Source organism: Mycolicibacterium tusciae (assembly GCF_002086795.1).
In the GTDB taxonomy this organism is placed as follows: domain Bacteria; phylum Actinomycetota; class Actinomycetes; order Mycobacteriales; family Mycobacteriaceae; genus Mycobacterium; species Mycobacterium tusciae.
Genome location: NZ_MVIM01000010.1, coordinates 150,702 through 170,428, shown reverse-complemented (window position 1 = coordinate 170,428; position 19,727 = coordinate 150,702). Strand labels below are relative to the sequence as shown.

General features: G+C 67.0%; 15 protein-coding genes and 1 riboswitch. Of the genes, 10 read left to right on the top strand and 5 right to left on the bottom strand.

What is annotated here, in order from left to right; all coding sequences use genetic code 11:
- Positions 1–39 precede the first annotated feature (39 nt).
- Together BST47_RS19405 and BST47_RS19400 are read right to left on the bottom strand one after the other, a co-directional pair.
- Positions 40–444, bottom strand: coding sequence for a PaaI family thioesterase (locus BST47_RS19405; RefSeq protein ID WP_083127262.1), 405 nt, complete (start codon positions 442–444; stop codon positions 40–42).
- Positions 445–622: 178 nt separating this feature from the next.
- The gene (locus BST47_RS19400; RefSeq protein ID WP_083127261.1) at positions 623–1,411 is read right to left on the bottom strand and encodes an iron reductase; all 789 of its coding nucleotides are present in this window, start codon (positions 1,409–1,411) and stop codon (positions 623–625) included.
- Positions 1,412–1,648: 237 nt separating this feature from the next.
- Between BST47_RS19400 and BST47_RS19395 the strand changes: the two genes are divergently transcribed.
- The 9 genes from BST47_RS19395 (at position 1,649) to BST47_RS19355 (ending at position 13,971) form a co-directional block, all read left to right on the top strand.
- The gene (locus BST47_RS19395) at positions 1,649–2,065 is read left to right on the top strand and encodes a BlaI/MecI/CopY family transcriptional regulator (RefSeq protein WP_083127260.1); all 417 of its coding nucleotides are present in this window, start codon (positions 1,649–1,651) and stop codon (positions 2,063–2,065) included.
- Between the two features lie 14 nt (positions 2,066–2,079).
- Positions 2,080–3,000 (top strand): M56 family metallopeptidase, encoded by a 921-nt coding sequence (locus BST47_RS19390; RefSeq protein WP_083127259.1) that lies wholly within the window; start codon positions 2,080–2,082, stop codon positions 2,998–3,000.
- Positions 3,001–3,052: 52 nt separating this feature from the next.
- Positions 3,053–4,513 (top strand): NADP-dependent phosphogluconate dehydrogenase, encoded by a 1,461-nt coding sequence (gndA, locus tag BST47_RS19385; RefSeq protein ID WP_083127258.1) that lies wholly within the window; start codon positions 3,053–3,055, stop codon positions 4,511–4,513.
- 12 nt (positions 4,514–4,525) lie between these two features.
- Positions 4,526–5,962: a GuaB1 family IMP dehydrogenase-related protein gene (locus BST47_RS19380; protein WP_083127257.1), complete on the top strand. Its 1,437-nt coding sequence runs from the start codon at positions 4,526–4,528 to the stop codon at positions 5,960–5,962.
- A gap of 200 nt (positions 5,963–6,162) precedes the next feature.
- Complete coding sequence (locus tag BST47_RS19375) at positions 6,163–7,524, top strand: hemolysin family protein (RefSeq protein WP_083127290.1); 1,362 nt, start codon at positions 6,163–6,165, stop codon at positions 7,522–7,524.
- Positions 7,524–8,588, top strand: coding sequence for a hemolysin family protein (locus BST47_RS19370; protein ID WP_083127256.1), 1,065 nt, complete (start codon positions 7,524–7,526; stop codon positions 8,586–8,588). The genes BST47_RS19375 and BST47_RS19370 overlap by 1 nt, the downstream gene beginning before the upstream one ends.
- Positions 8,566–9,540: a 3-methyladenine DNA glycosylase gene (locus BST47_RS19365; RefSeq protein WP_083127255.1), complete on the top strand. Its 975-nt coding sequence runs from the start codon at positions 8,566–8,568 to the stop codon at positions 9,538–9,540. Before BST47_RS19370 ends, BST47_RS19365 begins: the two co-directional genes overlap by 23 nt.
- A 49-nt stretch (positions 9,541–9,589) precedes the next feature.
- Positions 9,590–11,797 carry a malate synthase G gene (locus BST47_RS19360; RefSeq protein ID WP_083127254.1) on the top strand — a complete coding sequence of 736 codons (2,208 nt, stop codon included), beginning with the start codon at positions 9,590–9,592 and terminating at the stop codon, positions 11,795–11,797.
- A 38-nt stretch (positions 11,798–11,835) separates the two neighbouring features.
- A complete protein-coding gene (locus tag BST47_RS19355; RefSeq protein ID WP_083127253.1) occupies positions 11,836–13,971 on the top strand; it encodes a vWA domain-containing protein in 2,136 nt (711 codons plus the stop codon).
- Here BST47_RS19355 and BST47_RS19350 read toward each other — a convergent pair.
- A complete protein-coding gene (locus tag BST47_RS19350; RefSeq protein ID WP_107529020.1) occupies positions 13,968–14,837 on the bottom strand; it encodes an alpha/beta fold hydrolase in 870 nt (289 codons plus the stop codon). The two genes, BST47_RS19355 and BST47_RS19350, sit on opposite strands and share 4 nt — an antisense overlap.
- A gap of 41 nt (positions 14,838–14,878) precedes the next feature.
- On the opposite strand from BST47_RS19350, the gene BST47_RS19345 reads away from it, so the two are divergent.
- Positions 14,879–15,739 carry a haloalkane dehalogenase gene (locus BST47_RS19345; RefSeq protein WP_107529021.1) on the top strand — a complete coding sequence of 287 codons (861 nt, stop codon included), beginning with the start codon at positions 14,879–14,881 and terminating at the stop codon, positions 15,737–15,739.
- Between the two features lie 77 nt (positions 15,740–15,816).
- Here BST47_RS19345 and gcvP read toward each other — a convergent pair whose 3' ends face one another.
- Entirely contained in the window at positions 15,817–18,660 is a 2,844-nt protein-coding gene (gene gcvP / locus BST47_RS19340; protein ID WP_083127251.1) for an aminomethyl-transferring glycine dehydrogenase, read from the bottom strand.
- Between the two features lie 154 nt (positions 18,661–18,814).
- Positions 18,815–18,913, bottom strand: a riboswitch (glycine riboswitch).
- A gap of 68 nt (positions 18,914–18,981) precedes the next feature.
- A complete protein-coding gene (locus BST47_RS19335) occupies positions 18,982–19,605 on the bottom strand; it encodes a MerR family transcriptional regulator (protein WP_006243654.1) in 624 nt (207 codons plus the stop codon).
- Between the last annotated feature and the right edge of the window lie 122 nt (positions 19,606–19,727).

Sequence of the window (19,727 nt, the reverse complement as noted above, 5' to 3'; positions counted from 1 at the left end):
CACGCCCCGCACCCCTCAGCAGCGCGAGGAAAGCGGCGGCTACTCGGGAGGCAGGTTCTGCAGCCGCACCTGGCCTCGCGCCACGACGCGCTCGGTGTCGTCGGTGATGGTGATCAGCCACAGCTGCTGGCGTCGGCCGCGATGGATCGGAACCGACACCGCCGTCACCGTGCCCGCGGAGATGGCGCGCAGGAAGTCGGTGTTGTTGTTGACGCCGACGACGTGACCGCCGCCGTTCTCGCCGAGCCAGACCTGCCCGCACACGCTGGCGAGACTCTCGATGACCGAGCAGTACACGCCACCGTGCACGATCCCCCACGGTTGCAGCAGCTTGTCGTTGATCTCGAGACGGGCGGTGCCGCCGTCGGGGGTCAGCTCGAGGAATTCAAGGCCGATCGCCGAGTCGAAGCCGGCACCAAGGCCGGCCGGGATGTCTGTGCTCACGCAGATTGTCTACACGGTGATGGTCGGACTGTTGTGGTCGAGACCTGAAATGCGGAAGGGCCCCGCACAGTGTGCGGGGCCCTTCCTTCGTGTGGACCGGGAGTCTCTGCAGCCCTCAGGACTCCGGTGCGGTCCGGTGGTTCAAGTTCGTTCTGTCAAGAGCATAGGCAAGGCTGCCCTAATTTAGCAATACCTTCGCTGCCGCTACTGGCGGAATTCTTGTAGCACCCCGCACGGGCAGCCCGAATCCGACCAGCGCGTCGAGCACAGCCTGGCCGCGACGCATGCTCGTGAGCTCGCTGGAGCCCGCCAGCAGCGGCACCTGCGTCGCGGCGCCCACCACCGCGGCGCCGACGATGTGCCACATGGCTGCGATCGAGATCGCCGAACCGCTGACCTCGGCAAGCTTGCCGAACAACGGAGCAAGAGTGCGATGACTGCGGTGTGCGATCCACGTCGTCAGCGCGGCCTCGTTAGGCAGGGCGACGATTCCATCCCGGATGGCGCTGTGTGACCGGGTATTCGGACGGTCACCGAAGAACGGGTCGTCGGGCAGTGCGCGCAGCGTGGGGTCGACGACACCAACCCAGTCGATCGCGCCCTCGGAGTCCACGTGCACCCACAGATTCTCCAGGCCCGTGTCCCAGGCGCGACCCTCGAGCACTAGCAGCGGCACCACTCGCCCGACGACCACGTGCGCCAGGGTCGCGGCGAGCTGCTGGGCCACCGCGGCACGACTTTCGGTCTCCTCGGCGGCGAGCTTGAACATCGAATGCAGCCGGTCGGTCGTCAGCGCCTGCGTCAACGGCCACCAGCGGCGGCGTGACAGATCGCCGATCACCGCGACACCGTAGACACGTGGACATTCGGGATACAGCTCGCGCAATCGGCGGCTCGATTCGTGCAATGGCAGCGCCTGCGCGATGGCCATGCTCGAGATGAGCGGGTCGTCGACCACAACCGTCATGGGACCTCCCGATATTGACTTAGGATAGCCTTACTATAGTCAGGTCGACCGTTGGAGCCATACCCTGTGACTCGACTCACAAGGGCAGGCGAAGGGGCGGTGACCTGGAACGAACCAAGCCGGAACATTCCGTCTGGCGTGCGCGACAACGCGCCGAACGGGTAGCCCTGCGCGATACGACGCACGGTAGTAAACCCGTAGTACGCTGGACCTACCGTCTCTAGGAGATGAAGGAAGATGGCCAAGTTGACGCGTCTAGGGGAGCTCGAGCGCGCTGTGATGGACCACCTGTGGTCCACGCGCGAGCCCCAAACCGTGCGCCAGGTCCACGAGGCACTCGCAGCCCAGCGCGACCTCGCCTATACAACGATCATGACCGTCCTGCAGCGGCTGGCGAAGAAGAATCTCGTCGTCCAGCACCGCGATGACCGGGCGCATCGCTACGCCCCGACCCACGGGCGCGACGAACTGGTCGCCGGGTTGATGGTCGATGCCCTGGACCAAGCTGCGGACTCGGGTGACCGCGAGGCTGCGCTCGTGCATTTCGTCGAGCGCGTCAACGCCGACGAGGCGGCGGCGCTGCGTCGCGCGTTGTCCGAGTTGGAGAGCAAGCACCGGATATCGCCACCCGCTGGCGAGCCGGGCACCGGCTGAGAGACACTTACAGCGTGTCGGCGCTGGCCTTCTCCATCATGGCGCTGGTCCTGTCGGGACCGGTGCCGGCGATGCTGGCGCGGGCAAAGTGGCCGTCGCGGGCGCCGCGGGCCGCGATCGTGCTGTGGCAATCCATCGCGCTGGCCGCCGTACTCTCGGCCTTCTCCGCCGGAATCGCCATCGCGAGCAGGCTTTTCGCGCCCGGACCCGACGGCAGGCCGACGTCGACGTTGGCCGGCGAGATCGACGCGCTCGGCTGGCCGCTGTGGATCACCTACGTGGCGGTGTTCGCGCTCACGCTGATGGTGGGGGCGCGTCTTGCGGTGGCGGTCGTCCAGGTCGCGATAGCGACGCGGCGCAGGCGCGCACACCACCGGATGGTTGTCGACCTCGTCGGCAAGTCCCACAAGTCCGGATTGCGCATTCTCGACGTCGAGGAACCCCTTGCCTACTGTCTGCCGGGCGTGCGCAGTCGCGTGGTGGTCAGCGAGGGCACCCTCACGACACTGGCGGACAACGAGATCGCCGCGATCCTGTCGCACGAGCGCGCACATCTGCGGGCCCGGCACGACCTGGTGCTCGAGATGTTCACCGCGGTACATGCCGCGTTCCCACGTTTCGTCCGTAGTGCCAGCGCGCTGGATGCCGTGCGGTTGCTCATCGAGATGCTGGCCGATGACGCCGCGGTGCGTGCGGCCGGTCCCACTCCGTTGGCTCGCGCGTTGGTCGCCTGCGCCACGGGCCCCACACCCGCGGGCGCGCTGGCCGCGGGCGGACCCACGACCGTGACCCGCGTGCGCCGTCTCGGCGGCCGCGGCAACAGCCTGGGTGTGGCTGCGTGCGCCTACGTGGCCGCCGCGGCCGTTCTGGTGGTGCCCACCGTCGCGGTGGTCCTGCCCTGGTTGACCGAGTTGAATCGTTTGTTCACTGCATAGCGCTTCTGTGTAGTAGGCCATCCCTGCACGACCAAAACGAAAGGCTGCCCGAATGAGCTCGTCTGAAAATCCCACGAACGGCACGGCTCAGATCGGGGTCACCGGCCTCGCGGTCATGGGATCCAACCTCGCGCGCAACTTCGCCAGCCACGGATACACCGTGGCGCTGCACAACCGGTCCGTCGCCAAGACCGACGCGCTGCTGGCCGAACACGGCTCCGAGGGCAATTTCGTGCGCAGCGAGACCATCCCCGAATTCCTTGCCGCGCTGGAGAAGCCACGCCGAGTGATCATCATGGTCAAGGCGGGCGACCCGACCGACGCCGTCATCAACGAGCTCGCCGACGCGATGGAGGAAGGCGACATCATCATCGACGGCGGCAATGCGCTCTACACCGACACCATCCGCCGCGAAAAGGCGATCCGCGAGCGCGGGCTCCACTTCGTCGGCGCCGGCATCTCCGGCGGTGAGGAGGGCGCGCTCAAGGGCCCGTCGATCATGCCCGGCGGTCCGGCCGAGTCCTACAAGTCGCTGGGCCCGCTGCTCGAGGAGATCTCCGCGCACGTCGACGGGGTGCCGTGCTGCACGCATATCGGACCCGACGGCGCAGGGCACTTCGTGAAGATGGTGCACAACGGCATCGAGTACTCCGACATGCAGCTGATCGGTGAGGCCTACCAGCTGCTGCGCGATGCGCTGGGACTGAGCGCACCCGAGATCGCCGACGTCTTCGCCGAATGGAACTCCGGCGACCTGGACAGCTTCCTCATCGAGATCACCGCCGACGTGCTGCGGCAGACCGACGCCAAGACCGGCAAACCGCTTGTCGACCTCATCCTCGACGAGGCCGAGCAGAAGGGCACGGGACGGTGGACGGTGAAGTCAGCGCTGGATCTCGGGGTGCCGGTGACCGGGATCGCCGAGGCGGTGTTCGCCCGCGCGCTGTCGGGTTCGGTGGCGCAGCGCAAGGCGACCACTGGTCTGGCGTCCGGCGATCTCGGCGAAAAGCCCGGCGATGCAGCACGATTCATCGATGACGTCAGCAAGGCACTGTATGCCTCCAAGATCATCGCGTACGCGCAGGGCTTCAACCAGATTCAGGCAGGCAGCGCGGAATACGACTGGGGCATCACCCCGGGTGATATGGCCACCATCTGGCGTGGCGGGTGCATCATCCGGGCCAAGTTCCTCAACCGCATCAAGGAAGCGTTCGACGAGACGCCAGATCTGCCGTCGCTGATCGTCGCCCCGTATTTCCGGGAGGCGATCGAGGCCGCGATCGACAGTTGGCGCCGCGTCGTGGTGACCGCGACCGAGCTGGGCATCCCGATCCCAGGCTTCTCCTCGGCGCTGTCCTACTACGACGGGTTGCGCACCGAACGGTTGCCTGCGGCGCTCACCCAGGGCCTGCGCGACTTCTTCGGCGCCCACACCTACGGCCGCATCGACGCCGATCCGTCCGCGCGGTTCCACACGCTGTGGAGCGGAGACCGCAGCGAGGTCGAGGCCTAGAATTGGCCTGACATGAAGTTTCTCAATGGCCACCAGCCCGCGTTCGACCTGACCTACAACGACGTCTTCATCGTCCCTGGACGCTCCGATGTGATGTCGCGGATGGACGTCGACCTCTCGACGTCGGACGGCTCGGGCACCACGATTCCGGTGGTGGTGGCGAACATGACCGCGGTAGCGGGTCGGCGGATGGCCGAGACGGTCGCGCGTCGCGGCGGCATTGTCGTTCTGCCGCAAGATCTCCCGATCTCCGCGGTGCAGCAGACAGTCGACTTCGTGAAGAGTCGCGACCTGGTGGTCGACACCCCGGTCGTGCTCTCCCCCGACGACTCGGTGTCGGACGCGATGGCGCTGATTCACAAGCGCGCGCACGGTGCCGCGGTGGTGCTGTTCGAGGGCAGGCCCATCGGCCTGGTCACCGAGGCGGGCTGCGTGGGCGTAGACCGGTTCACCCGGGTCCGCGACATCGCCATCACGGACTTCGTCACCGCGCCCGCCGGCACCGACCCACGGAAGGTGTTCGACCTGCTCGAACACGCGCCCGTGGACGTCGCGGTACTGACCGAACCGGACGGCACCCTGGCCGGTGTGCTCAGCCGGACCGCCGCCATCCGTGCGGGCATCTACACACCTGCCGTGGATGCGACGGGCCGGTTGCGGATCGCCGCGGCGGTCGGCATCAACGGTGACGTGGGCGCGAAGGCGCGCGGTCTGGCCGAGGCGGGCGTCGACCTGCTGGTGATCGACACCGCGCACGGACATCAGCTGCGGATGCTGGACGCCATCAAGGCGGTCGCCTCACTGGACCTGGGGCTGCCGCTGGTGGCGGGCAACGTGGTGTCCGCCGAAGGCACCCGCGACCTGATCTCGGCGGGCGCGTCGATCGTGAAGGTCGGCGTCGGGCCCGGCGCGATGTGCACCACCCGGATGATGACCGGCGTGGGCCGGCCACAGTTCTCGGCGGTGCTCGAATGTGCTTCGGCGGCAAGACAACTCGGTGGTCACGTGTGGGCCGACGGCGGTGTCCGTCATCCCCGCGACGTCGCGCTGGCCCTAGCCGCAGGCGCCTCCAACGTCATGATCGGCTCGTGGTTCGCCGGCACCTACGAATCGCCGGGCGACCTCATGCGCGACCGCGAGGATCGGCCGTTCAAGGAGAGCTACGGCATGGCGTCCAAGCGCGCCGTCGCGGCGCGTACCGCCGCCGACGACCCGTTCGACCAGGCCCGCAAGTCGTTGTTCGAGGAGGGTATCTCCACGTCGCGGATGGGGCTGGACCCGTCCAGGGGCGGGGTGGAGGACCTGCTGGACCACATCACCTCCGGGGTGCGCAGCACGTGCACCTACGTGGGCGCGGGCAACCTCGCCGAGCTACACGAGAAGGTTGTGCTGGGTGTGCAGTCCCACGCGGGGTTCGCCGAGGGTCATCCACTGCCGACCGGCTGGTGAATCCACCGGCCGGTCACCAACGGCTAACATGGACCCACTCTCACGTGTCTACTCGAAAGGGACCCTGTGCCGCAGGCACCCGTTGAGGCCGCGAGCTTGGGGGCAGAGCGGCCGGGCGACGAGCCGAACGACGCCGAGCCATCCCCTAGTCGGCCGGGCAACAGGCCCGGCGCCCCATCGGTGTGGACGCTGAGTTCTCGATGACCCTCACGATGTCCTTGCTCTCCATCGGCGCGATCGTGCTGCTGACCGCCGGAACGGCGGTGTTCGTCGCCGCGGAGTTCTCCCTGACCGCGCTCGAGCGCAGCACGGTCGAATCCAATGCGCGCAGTGGCGCCCGCCGTGACCAGATGGTGCGACGGGCCCACCGAACGCTGTCGTTCCAGCTCTCCGGCGCCCAGGTCGGCATCTCGATCACCACGCTGGCCACCGGTTATCTGGCCGAACCCGTTGTCGGGCGGCTGATCCGGCCCGGTCTCGAGGCGATCGGTGTGCCCGACGGTCTCGTGGGTGGGCTGTCCCTGTTCGGCGCCGTCCTGATCGCCACGTCGTTGTCGATGGTGTTCGGCGAACTGGTGCCCAAGAACCTGGCGGTCGCCCGGCCGGTGCAGACGGCGCGCTGGTCGGCGGGTCCGCAGCTGCTGTTCTCCGCGCTGTTCACGCCGTTGATCCGCGCAACGAACGGAACCGCCAACTGGATTCTGCGCAGGCTGGGTATCGAACCCGCCGAGGAACTGCGCTCTGCCCGCTCACCCCAGGAGCTGGTGTCGCTGGTGCGCAGCTCCGCGCGCAGCGGCGCACTGGACCCGGTCACCGCCGTGCTCGTGGACCGCTCGCTGCAGTTCGGCGAGCGCACCGCCGAGGAATTGATGACTCCGCGATCCAAGATCGAGGCGCTGGAATCCGACGACACCGCCGCCGACCTGGTCGCCGCAGCCATCAAGACCGGCTACTCGCGCTTCCCGATCATCGAGGGCGACCTCGATGAAACCATCGGCATCGCGCACGTCAAGCAGGTGTTCGAAGTGCCGCCGGAGCGGCGGGCCACCACCCCCCTGGCCCGCCTCGCGCTGCCGGTCGCCACGGTGCCCTCCACGCTCGACGGCGACGCGGTGATGGCCCAGATCCGCGCCAACGGCCTACAGACCGCGCTGGTCGTCGACGAGTACGGCGGCACCGCTGGCATGGTCACCATGGAGGACCTCATCGAGGAGATCGTCGGCGACGTGCGCGACGAGCACGACGTCGAGCCGCCCGATGTCGTGCCCGCGGGACGCGGCTGGCAGGTGTCCGGGTTGCTGCGCATCGACGAGGTCGCTGACGCCACCGGTTTCCGTGCGCCCGAGGGGGATTACGAAACGATCGGCGGACTGGTGCTCGAAAAGCTGGGGCACATTCCGGATGAATCCGAGTCGGTCGAGTTGACGGCATTCGACCCCGACGGCGTCGCGCTCGACGATCCCATCCGATGGCTGGCCACGGTCATCCGCATGGACGGCAGGCGTATCGACCTGCTCGAGCTCACCGAACTGGGCCGCCACAACTCAGGAGATGACGACTGATGGGTGGCGACATCTTCGGTGTGCTACTGACCTTCCTGCTGCTCGGTGCCAACGCGTTCTTCGTCGCCTCGGAGTTCGCGCTGATCTCCGCGCGCCGCGACCGCCTCGAAGCGCTGGCGGAGCAGGGCAAGAAGAGCGCGGTGACCGTCATCCGCGCCGGCGAGAACCTGTCGCTGATGCTGGCCGGCGCGCAGCTGGGCATCACGATCTGTTCGATCCTGTTGGGCCGCGTCGGCGAACCGGCGGTCGCTCACCTGCTGGAGAAGCCGTTCGGGCTGGTCGGCATCCCCGACACCGTGCTGCACACGGTGTCCTTCTTCGTCGCGCTCGCCATCGTGGTGACGCTGCACGTCCTGCTCGGCGAAATGGTGCCGAAGAACATCGCGATCGCAGGACCGGAATCGTCGGCGATGTTGCTGATCCCGGTGTACCTGGTCTACATCCGGCTGGCCCGGCCGTTCATCGCCTTTTACAACTGGTGCGCCAACACCACGCTGCGGTCGTTCGGCGTGGAGCCCAAGGACGAACTCGACGTCGCGGTCTCGACGGTCGAGCTCTCCGAGATGATCGCGGAATCGCGATCCGAGGGTCTGCTGGACCAGGAGGAGCACGGGCGGCTCACCCGCGCACTGCAGATCCGCGATCGCGTCGCCAACGACGTCGCCATGCCCCTGAGCAAGATCCGCGCCGTTCCGGTCGCGCGCGCGGGGTTCGGCCCCACCCTGGGTGCGATCGAAGAAGCACTCGCCGAAACCGGTTATTCGAGGTTCCCGGTCAGCGATCCGGCCGGCGACTACGTCGGGTACCTGCACATCAAGGACGTCCTGCCGTTGGTCCACGACCCCTCCAACGAACAGGAGGTGCTGGACGCCTCGATGGTGCGGCCGCTGCCACGGGTGCCGGCATCGATGTCGCTGCCCGACGCGCTGTCGAGGCTGCGGCGGGACAACGCGCACCTGGCACTCGTCACCGCGCCCGACGGCAGCGTTTCGGCGATGGTGGCACTGGAGGACCTGGTGGAAGACCTGGTCGGCACCGTGCGTGACGGAACACACCGTGTGTGAGTCTGCGCACACCGACACCCGCTATCGGGTGCTCGACGAGCACGACTGGACCCGCCGAGAGCAGCGTCATCGTGAACGGGTCGACGGATTCCTGCGGTCGTTGCGCACACCGGCCTCCGAGCCCCATCCCGTCTGGGATTTCCTGTTCACCTACTACAGCCTGCGTCCCCGGCAATTGCGGACGTGGCACCCAGGGTTCGGTGTGGCGCTCGCCGGCGATTCGGCGGCGCGCTACCTGGGTCGCAGCGGCTATCGACGTACCCGCGCCGGTGTGACGGTGAGTCGTGAGTACCTGACCGGCCGCGCCGACACGGTGCGCTTCATCGCCGGGCTGCTGCGCGCGACGGCGTCGCGGCCGGCGCGGCTGAACTGCTTCGGGCTGCACGAGTGGGCAATGGTCTACCGCGCGCCCACGGTGCGCCACGAGCGCGTCCCGCTGCGACTCGGCGCCGCCGGAACAGATGCGGTCGTTGAATCAATGCCGTTGCGGTGCAGCCATTTTGATGCCTTCCGTTTTTTCACCAAGCCGGCCACCGAACGCAACAGCGAGCAACTGACCCGGGATGGCCAGGTCGGGTCCGAGCAACCCGGCTGTCTGCACGCGGCCATGGATTGCTACAAGTTCGCCTACAAGCTGGGACCCCTCGTGGACTCGGCGCTGGTGATGGATTGTCTGGAGCTCGCCACCCAAGCCCGTGAGCTCGACATGCGCGCCAGTCCCTATGATCTTCGCGACTACGGATTCGAGCCGATCGCGATCGAAACGCCCGCCGGGCGTTCCGAATACGTTCGTATCCAGCAGCACGTTGCCGAGCAGGCAGCACCGCTCCGAGAGCGCCTGACCAAGGCGTGTGAGCAGTTGCTCGCCGCGGAAGGCACCGGCGTGGTGCACGAGGGAACCGGAGCCGCCTCGGCGGCGACATCAGAGTTAGGCGCCGTTACCCGCGGGTAAGCTGGATCGACGGCACTGCGTTCGACGCCTTTGCGGCGAGGGAGGAAATATGACCGATCGCGTGAAAGTGGGCAACCTGCGTGTTGCCCAGGTGCTGTACGACTTCGTCAACGATGAGGCACTTCCCGGCACCGGCCTCGATCCCGACACCTTCTGGTCGGGCGTCGACAAGGTCGTCGCCGACCTGACACCCAAGAACCAGGAACTGCTCGCCTACCGGGACGATCTGCAGGCACGTATCGACAAGTGGCACCGCCAGCGGGTCATTGAGCCGATCGATCCCGAGGCCTATCGGCAGTTCCTCACCGAGATCGGGTACCTGCTGCCCCAGCCCGACGACTTCACGATCTCCACCGCGGGCGTCGACGACGAGATCACCACGACCGCGGGCCCGCAGCTGGTGGTCCCGATCCTCAACGCACGCTTCGCGCTGAACGCCGCGAACGCCCGGTGGGGTTCGCTGTACGACGCGCTGTACGGCACCGATGTCATCGCCGAAGACGACGGGGCCGAGAAAGGCACCAGCTACAACAAGGTCCGCGGCGACAAGGTCATCGCGTACGCCCGCCGCTTCCTCGACGGTGCGGCCCCGCTGGCGAACGGCGCCTGGAGCGATGCGACCGGCATCAAGATCGACGAAGGGCAGTTGATCGTCGAGCTGGGTGACGAGCAATCGACCGGCCTTGCGACGCCCGAGCAGTTCGTCGGCTACACCGGTGAACTCGGTTCGCCCTCCTGGTCGGTGCTGCTGCGCAACCACGGCCTGCACGTCGAGATCCTGGTCGACCCGGACTCCCCCGTCGGCGCCACCGATGCAGCCGGCATCAAGGACGTCGTCCTTGAATCCGCGATCACCACGATCATGGACTTCGAGGACTCCGTGGCCGCCGTCGACGCCGACGACAAGGTGCTCGGTTACCGCAACTGGCTGGGCCTGAACCGCGGCGACCTCACCGAAGAGGTGGCCAAGGGCGACAAGACGTTCACCCGTGTGCTCAACGAGGACCGCACCTACACCACACCGGACGGCGAGGGCGAGCTGACGCTGCCCGGCCGCAGTCTGATGTTCGTGCGCAACGTCGGTCATCTGATGACCAACGACGCGATCGTGGACGTCGATGGCAATGAGATCGGTGAGGGCATCCAGGACGCGCTGTTCACCAGCCTGATCGCGATGCACGGTCTGAAGGCGGACGAAGACGGCGCCACCAAGAACGGCCCTATGGTCAACAGCCGCACCGGCTCGATCTACATCGTCAAGCCCAAGATGCATGGGCCCGACGAAGTGGCCTTCACCGTCGAGTTGTTCGGCCGGGTCGAGGACGTGCTCGGTCTGCCGCCGAACACCATCAAGGTCGGCATCATGGACGAGGAGCGACGCACCACCCTCAACCTGAAGGCCTGCATCAAAGCGGCACGCGACCGCGTGGTGTTCATCAACACCGGCTTCCTGGACCGCACCGGCGACGAGATCCACACGTCGATGGAGGCCGGCCCGATGATCCGCAAGGGCGCCATGAAGACGCAGCCGTGGATCCTGGCCTACGAGGACCAGAACGTGGACGTCGGCTTGGCCACGGGGTTCTCCGGGCGCGCACAGATCGGCAAGGGCATGTGGGCCATGACGGACCTGATGGCCGACATGGTCGAGCAGAAGATCGGTCAGCCCAAGGCCGGCGCCACGACCGCGTGGGTGCCGTCGCCGACGGCGGCCACTCTGCACGCGATGCACTATCACGAGGTCGACGTGTTCGCCGTGCAGAAGGAGTTGCAGGGCAAGACGCGGACCACTGTCGATGAGCTGCTGACCGTGCCGCTGGGTAAGGAACTCGCGTGGGCGCCCGAGGAGATCCGCGAAGAAGTCGACAACAACTGCCAGTCGATCCTCGGCTACGTGGTGCGCTGGATCGACGCGGGCGTCGGCTGCTCCAAAGTGCCCGACATTCACAACGTCGCGCTGATGGAAGACCGTGCCACCCTTCGCATCTCGAGTCAGCTGCTGGCGAACTGGTTGCGCCACGGTGTCATCACCGAGGACGATGTGAAGGCCAGCCTGCGGCGGATGGCCGCGGTGGTGGATCAGCAGAACGAAAAAGATCCGGAATTCCGGCCCATGGCACCAGACCCAGACGGCAGCGTGGCGTTCGCCGCCGCGCAGGAGCTGATCTTGGCCGGAGGGGCTCAGCCGAACGGTTACACCGAGCCGATCCTCCACCGCAAGCGCCGAGAGTTCAAAGCAGCAAACAACGGTGGTTGATCCGATGACCCGTCGACGTAGCGAGCACAAGGGCTTCCGTGGGCAGGCATAGCATTCCCGACCCCGAGGATTCGGCCGGCGAAGAGCAGCACGAAGAACCGGAGACCACGCGCTTCGGCCAGTCCGGCGACTACCAGCCGGATTTCGGTCCTGGCTACCGCGAACCGGAGTACGACGCACCGCAATACCGCGAGTCCGAGCAGGATGCACCGGGGTTCTCCGACCCCGGTTATCGCAGCGAGGATTTCGACGACGCCGAATTCTCGCGCGCGGACCCCGACGAGTACACCTTCGACGAACCGGCCTACCGCAATTCCGATTACGAAGACGCCGACCCGACCGACGGCTTCGGCCTGCAGCGCGTCGGTTCGTCAACCCCACCGCCGCCCAGTCGTCCCCGCTCGGGCCCGGCGCACGGCGGTGAGTGGGAAGGCGGCGAATGGACGGGCAGTCACCGCGCGGTGACCCCCGGCAGGCGGGGCGTCAGTATCAGCGTGATCGCTGCCCTGGTCGCAGTCGTCGTGGTCGTCGGCGCGGTCATCCTGTGGCGTTTCTTCGGCGATGCGCTGTCCGATCGCAGTGATGTCGCCGCCGCCCGGTGCGTGAACGGTGAACTCGCCGTCGCTGTGGTCGCCGACCCCTCGGTGTCGGACCAGATAAAGATCCTGGCGGACAATTACAACCGCAGCGCTGCGCCGGTGGGTGATCGCTGCGTGAAAGTCGGGGTCACGCCCGCAGATTCGGATCAGGTCGTCAACGGATTCATCGGCCAATGGCCCGCCGAACTCGGCGAGCGGCCAGCCCTGTGGATCCCGGCGAGTTCGATCTCGGCCGCCCGCCTCGAGGCCAGTGCCGGCGAGAAGATCATCAGCGACAGTCGCTCGCTGATCACCTCCCCTGTGGTGCTGGCGATGCGACCACAGCTCAAATCCGCTCTGGGTCAACAGAACTGGGCCTCGTTACCGACGCTGCAAACCAACCCCAGCGCGTTGGACGGGCTGGGCCTTCCGGGGTGGGGTCCGTTGCGGTTGGCGCTACCGCTGTCCGGTGACAGCGATGCGTCATATCTGGCGGCCGAGGCGGTGGCGGCGGCATCCGCACCGGCTGGGGCACCCCCCAATTCCGGTATCGGCGCGGTGAACTCGTTGGTTGCAGGCCAGCCCAAACTCGCCGACAAGAAGGCCTCGACGGCCATGGACGCGCTGCTGAACGCCGACGATCCCGCGGCCGCGCCGGTGCATGCGGTCGTCGCCACCGAACAGCAACTCTTCCAGCGCGCCGCCGCACTGCCCGATGCGAAGAACGTGTTGGCGTCGTGGCTGCCGCCGGGACCGGTGGCGATGGCGGACTACCCCACGGCCCTGCTGGCAGGCGATTGGCTGTCGCAGGAACAGGTGTCCGCGGCCAGCGAGTTCGCCCGGTTCATGCGCGAACCAGAACAACTGTCCGAGCTGTCCAAAGCGGGCTTCCGTACCGAAGGCGCTACACCGCCGGACAGCGATGTCACCGACTTCGCACCGCTGGGCGCCCCACTGTCGGTGGGTGACAACGCGGAGCGCGTCGCGCTCGCCGACTCGCTGACCGCACCGGTGACCAACCCCGCGGTCACGATCATGCTGGATCAGTCGATGCCCACCGACGAGGGCGGCGAATCGCGACTGGGGAATGTGGCGGCGGCGCTCAATGCCCGGCTGCAGGCGCTGCCGCCGAATTCCGCGGTTGGCCTCTGGACGTTCGACGGTGTCGAGGGGCGCTCGGAGATTCCGATGGGTCCGCTGTCGGATCAGGTCGACGGCAGGCCCCGGTCAGCGGCGCTCACCGAGGAGCTGGACGGACAGACGGCATCGAACGGCGGTGCCGTTTCCTTCACCACGTTGCGGCTCGTGTACGACCAGGCCAAGCAGAATTTCCGTGCCGGCCAGAGCAACTCGGTCCTGGTCATCACCACCGGTCCGCACTCCGACCAGTCGTTGAACGGTCCGGGGCTCGAGCAGTTCATCCGCGGAGCGGTCGACCCGACCCGGCCGGTCAAGGTGAACATCATCGACTTCGGCTCCGACTCCGACCGCGCCACATGGGAGGCGGTCGCCGAGATCAGCGGCGGCAGCTATCAGAACCTGGCCGGCTCGACGGGCCCGGAGTTGACGTCGGCCGTCGCGACCTTCGTGAGCTAATGCGCGGCCAGCAGGCTGAGCGCGGCCCGGGTGAACTCCTCCGGCACCTCCACCTGCGGGTAGTGGCCGACGCCGCGAAGCTCGATTACCGGTGCGGCGGGGCGCAGCTCGCGTAACCCGTCGAGCACATTCGCGGTCGCGACTGGGTCGTCGAGTGCCCAGAGGAAGCTCAACGGTTTGGGCCAGTCCCGCACGGCACCGTGCCATCGCGCCGCGTATTTCACCCGCTCGTCGAGATACGCGATCAACAGATGGGCGATGCGGTGCCCGTCGTTGGCCGACCACAGCGCCCACTGCGCCTGCCCCTCTTGTTCGCTCATCGGATGCTCGGCGCTGAACAACCTGCCGAAGGCGCGCTGGAACGACGATGCATTGGAAAGCCGGCTCAGGATCGGACCCAACGGACCGCGAAGCAGCTTCTGGGCCGGGCGCAAGCTGGCCCGGTGCAGGATCACGCTGCCGTTGCCGATCACGGCGCGTTGCAGTTCGAACGGCAACTGCCCCTGCAGATCTCGCGCCAGCAGTTCGGTGGCCACCGAGGTGCCCATGTCGTGCGCTATCAACTCCACCGGCCCCGAGGCGGTCTCAGCGACCACGGTCTGCACGATGTCAGCCTGCTCGAGCAGGCTGTAGCGGTGTGGACGCGGCTTGTCCGACAGTCCGAAGCCGAGGAAGTCCAGCGTCACCCAGGCCCGGTCACCCAGGTGCGGCACCACCCGGTGGTAGTCGTAGGAACTCGACGGGTAGCCGTGCAGCAGCAGGATGGTCGGGCCCTCGCCCGGCGCCGAGCGGACGAACACCCGACCGGCGGGCGTGTTCATCGAGCTGCCGCCGTCGCGCCACTCTGTCACGCTGGGGGGTAACACCTGACGAACCGTAATCAATGGCGTCTGCGGAGGGACCGAAATTGCCGAGCGAGTTCACACCTGACCCTGAGCTGTACCCGTTCTCTCCGCGATGGTTCGACAGTTCACGCGGCCGGGTGCATTACATCGATGAAGGTACCGGTCCGGTGATCGTGTTCTTTCACGGCAATCCGACATGGAGTTTCCTCTACCGCAACATCATCGCCGGGTTGCGCGATCGCTTCCGCTGCATCGCGCCCGACTACCTCGGCTTCGGGCTCTCCGAGCGCCCATCGGAGTTCACGTATCGAATCGACGAGCACGCTTCCGTGATGGGTGAGCTCGTCGACCACCTCGAACTCGATAAGTATCTGACCATGGGCCAGGACTGGGGCGGACCGATCAGCATGGCGGTCGCCACCGACCGCGCCGATCGGGTGCGCGGTGTCGTGCTCGGCAACACCTGGTTCTGGCCCACCTCTGAGTTGTCCACGAAGGTTTTCAGCGTTGTGATGGGCAGTCCGCCCATGCAATGGGCGATCACCAAGCAGAACTTCTTCGTGGAGCGGATGATTCCGGCGGGCACGAGCACATCATTGGACGACGCGGTGATGGAGCACTACCGCGGGGTCCAGCCGACGCCACAGGACCGTGCCGGGGTGGCGCGCATGCCGAAGGAGATCCTGGCGGCCCGTCCGCTGCTCGAAAGGCTCAGCCGCGACGTGCCCGCCAAACTCGGATCGAAACCGGCGCTGTTCGTCTGGGGCATGAAGGATTTCGCGTTCCGGCCCGGACCCAACCTTCCGCGTATGCGCGAGGCATTCCCCGATCACGTCGTCGTGGAGTTGGCGGAGGCCAACCACTTCATGCAGGAGGACGCACCGGGACAGATCGCCGAAGCGATCATCGACCGCTTCGCGTGAGCTTCACGCGAACGTGGGTTACCCGCACACTTTTCGCCGAAAGAAGTGCGTCAATCCCACACTCGGCCCAGTGTCAGCTAGGCGAACGCCTCCACCGGCGGGCACGAGCACATCAGATTGCGGTCGCCGTACGCACCGTCGATGCGACGTACCGGCGGCCACACCTTCGGGCGGTAGTTCTTGCCAAGCGGGTAGGCCGCCTGCTCCCGGGTGTAGGGATGGTCCCAGTCGGACACCAACAGGCATTCTGCGGTGTGCGGCGCACCGCGCATCGGGTTGTCGTCCACCGGCCAGGTGCCCGCGGCGACGGCATCGATCTCGCCACGGATCGCGATCATCGCCTCGCAGAACGCGTCGACCTCGGCCAGGCTCTCGCTTTCCGTCGGTTCGACCATCAATGTTCCCGCCACCGGGAAGCTCATCGTCGGTGCGTGGAAGCCATAGTCCGCCAGCCGTTTCGCCACATCGTCGACGGTGACGCCCGTCTCCTTGGTGATGGTCCGCAGATCGAGGATGCACTCGTGCGCGACCATGTCGTTCTCGCCGGTGTAGAGGACGGGGTAATGCTCGCCGAGCCGACGGGCGATGTAGTTGGCCGAGGCGATCGCGGTCAGCGACGCGGCACGGAGACCGCCGGCGCCCATCATCCGGATATAGGCCCAGCTGATCGGCAGGATCGACGCCGAACCATACGGCGCCGCGGACACCGCATATTTGTCCGGTAGTTCGTCGGCCAACGGATGGCCGGGCAGGTACTTGGCCAGGTGGGAGCGCACCGCGACCGGCCCGACACCTGGCCCCCCGCCGCCGTGCGGAATGCAGAACGTCTTGTGCAGATTGAGGTGGCTGACGTCGCCACCGAACCGGCCGGGCCGGGCGAGGCCGACGAGCGCGTTCAGGTTGGCGCCGTCGACGTACACCTGACCGCCGGCGTCGTGCACGGCGGCGCAGATGTCGGCGATGTCGTGCTCGAACACACCGTGCGTCGACGGATAGGTGATCATCAACGCGGACAACCGATCCGCGTGTTCGTTCACCTTCGCGCGCAGATCATCGAGGTCGACGTCGCCGTTCGCCCGGCACGCCACCACGACGACCCGCATCCCCACGAGCGCCGCCGATGCGGCATTGGTGCCGTGCGCGCTCGACGGGATGAGGCACACGTCACGGTCGGGCTGGCCGCGCTCGGCGTGATACGCCTGGATCGCCAGCAGTCCGGCGTACTCCCCCTGCGATCCGGCGTTGGGCTGCAAGGACACCGCGTCGTAGCCGGTGATCGCGACCAACCACGTCTCGAGGTCGGCGATCAGCTTCCGCAGCCCGGGTGCGTCGGATGCCGGTGCGAACGGATGCTGGCGCGCGAACTCCGGCCACGTGATGGGCTCCATCTCGGCGGCCGCGTTCAGCTTCATCGTGCACGATCCCAGTGGAATCATGCTGCGGTCCAACGCAATATCCTTGTCAGCCAGCGACCGCAGATATCGCATCATTTCCGTCTCGGTGCGATACTTCGTGAACGCGGGATGGGTCAGGAACTCCGAGGTGCGGGTCGCGATGTCCGGTCCCTCGAACATGTCCGCCGGGGCTGCTCCGAAAGCCGACAGCACGGCGTCGACGTGTTGCGTGGTGGTGGCCTCGTCGCAGGACACCGACACGTGGTCGTCGTCGACCAGCCAGACGTTGACACCGTGAGCCTTGGCGGCGTCGCGGATATCCGCCGCCCTCCCGGGAACCCGGGCCAGCACGGTGTCGAAGAACGCGCGGTGTACGACCTCCACACCGCCGGCGGTCAACCCCGCGGCGATCGCGCGGGCACGCCCGTGCACCTGCCGCGCGATCGCGGACAACCCGTCCGCGCCGTGGTAGCTCGCGTACATCGCCGCGATCACCGCGAGCAGCACCTGTGCGGTGCAGATGTTGCTTGTGGCCTTGTCGCGCCGGATGTGCTGTTCGCGGGTCTGCAGCGCCAACCGGTACGCCGGTGCCCCGTCGGCGTCGAGCGAGACTCCGACCAGGCGGCCGGGAAGTTGCCTGGCATGCTTGGCGTGCACTGCGAGATATCCTGCGTGCGGTCCGCCGAATCCCATTGGGACGCCGAATCTCTGGGTGGTGCCGAACGCGACGTCGGCTCCGATTTCACCGGGCGGCGTGGTGAGCGTCATGGCGAGCAGGTCGGCGCCGATGGCGACGAGCGCGCCGCGGTCATGCGCCTGCGCCACCATCTCGCTCCAGTCGACGATCGCGCCGCTGGCCCCCGGCAGCTGCGCGATGACTCCGAAGAACGCACCCTCCGGCAGGCCCTGCGTGAGGTCGGCCTGCACGATCTCGATGCCCAGCGGCTCGGCACGGGTGGCCAACACGGCGGCGGTCTGCCGGTACACGTCGACGTCGACGACCAGCCGGTTCGACGATCCGCGGACCGCGCGGTGCATCAGGGTCATCGCCTCGGCGGCCGCGGTGCCCTCGTCGAGCATCGAGGCGTTGGCGACCTCGAGTCCCGTGAGGTCGCAGACCATGGTCTGGAAGTTCAGCAACGCCTCGAGCCGGCCCTGGCTGATCTCCGGCTGGTAAGGCGTGTAGGCGGTGTACCACGCTGGGTTCTCAAGTATGTTGCGCCGCAACACCGGTGGCGTGAGGGTGTCGAAGTAGCCCTGCCCGATCATCGACACCGCGACGGTGTTGGTATCGGCGAGCGCGCGCAATTCCGCCAGAGCTTCGTCCTCGGTGGCGGCCGGCGGCAGCTGATCCAGTCCCGGTGCCACCTGGTCTGTATCCAGCGACTCGAGAATGCCGGCCGGCAGCGCCTTCTTGGCGAGTTCGTCCAGCGAGCCCACGCCGATGGTCGCGAGCATGGTGGCAACGGCGTCGGCATCAGGTCCGATGTGACGTGCGGCAAAGGTGAAGTTCTCGGAGTCGGACACCTGCGATTGCTCCAGACGCGTGAGGGTTGACGAACCGTTGGGTTCCCCTCCCTCTGTCGTCGGTGCCTGAGAGATTCGGCGACCCCGCTGAACGCGAGAAATGCCTTTCCCCATGGGCGGGTAGGCGTGGACCTACCACTTTCCAGAGGCATCGGGGCCATGCGCGGTCCTGGGTGCCTGAGAGGTTGACGGAGAGGTGTTGCTCCTTCGGCGTCCGTGGCTGGCAGCTACGGAACTCTCCCGCACAAGGGCGATGCGCTCACGAGTTTACCGGGACAGGCTTCATACCCACGCCGCGACTGCGGGTACTCGAGAGAAAAGTCAGCCGATCTTGCGGTCGCGGTGCTTACGCCGTGACGCCAGTTCGTCCTCGGGTGCGGCGATGGACTCGCCGCCGTCTGCCCGCTCACCTGGGAAGTCGGCGATGGCACCGGTCAGCTCGCGCATCGCGCCGGACACCGCGATACCGAAGACGCCCTGACCACCCTGTAGCAGGTCGACCACCTCTTCGGCCGAGGTGCACTCGTAAACCGTGGTGCCGTCGGAGAACAGCGTGATGTTGGCCAGATCCCGAACACCGCGCTGACGCAGGTGATCGACGGCGACCCGGATGTTGTGCAGCGAGATCCCGGTGTCCAGCAGCCGCTTGACGATCTTGAGAACCAAAATGTCCTTGAACGAATACAGCCGTTGGCTGCCCGAACCGGCAGCGCTGCGGATCGACGGCACCACCAGCGACGTCCTGGCCCAGTAGTCCAGCTGCCGGTACGTGATGCCGGCGATCTGACATGCGCTCGGACCGCGGTATCCGACGAGCTCGTCGGGAACCGAGTCATCGGGGAAAAGACCACCCTGGACGGGTGCGCTGGTAACGGTGATTCCCGATTCGGCGGGACCGCTGGTCGAGGACAGATCGAACTCCTCTTGACGTGGCGTGTCTCCCACTTTCGAATCCTCTCGCCGGTCGAACTCGCGTCTGTGACCTGCATGGCAGCACGTTTGCCCAAGCCCGAATGTGTCGAGCATACGCTTCCGCCGGGCCCGCGACTGCCCATCAGCAGGTCCGA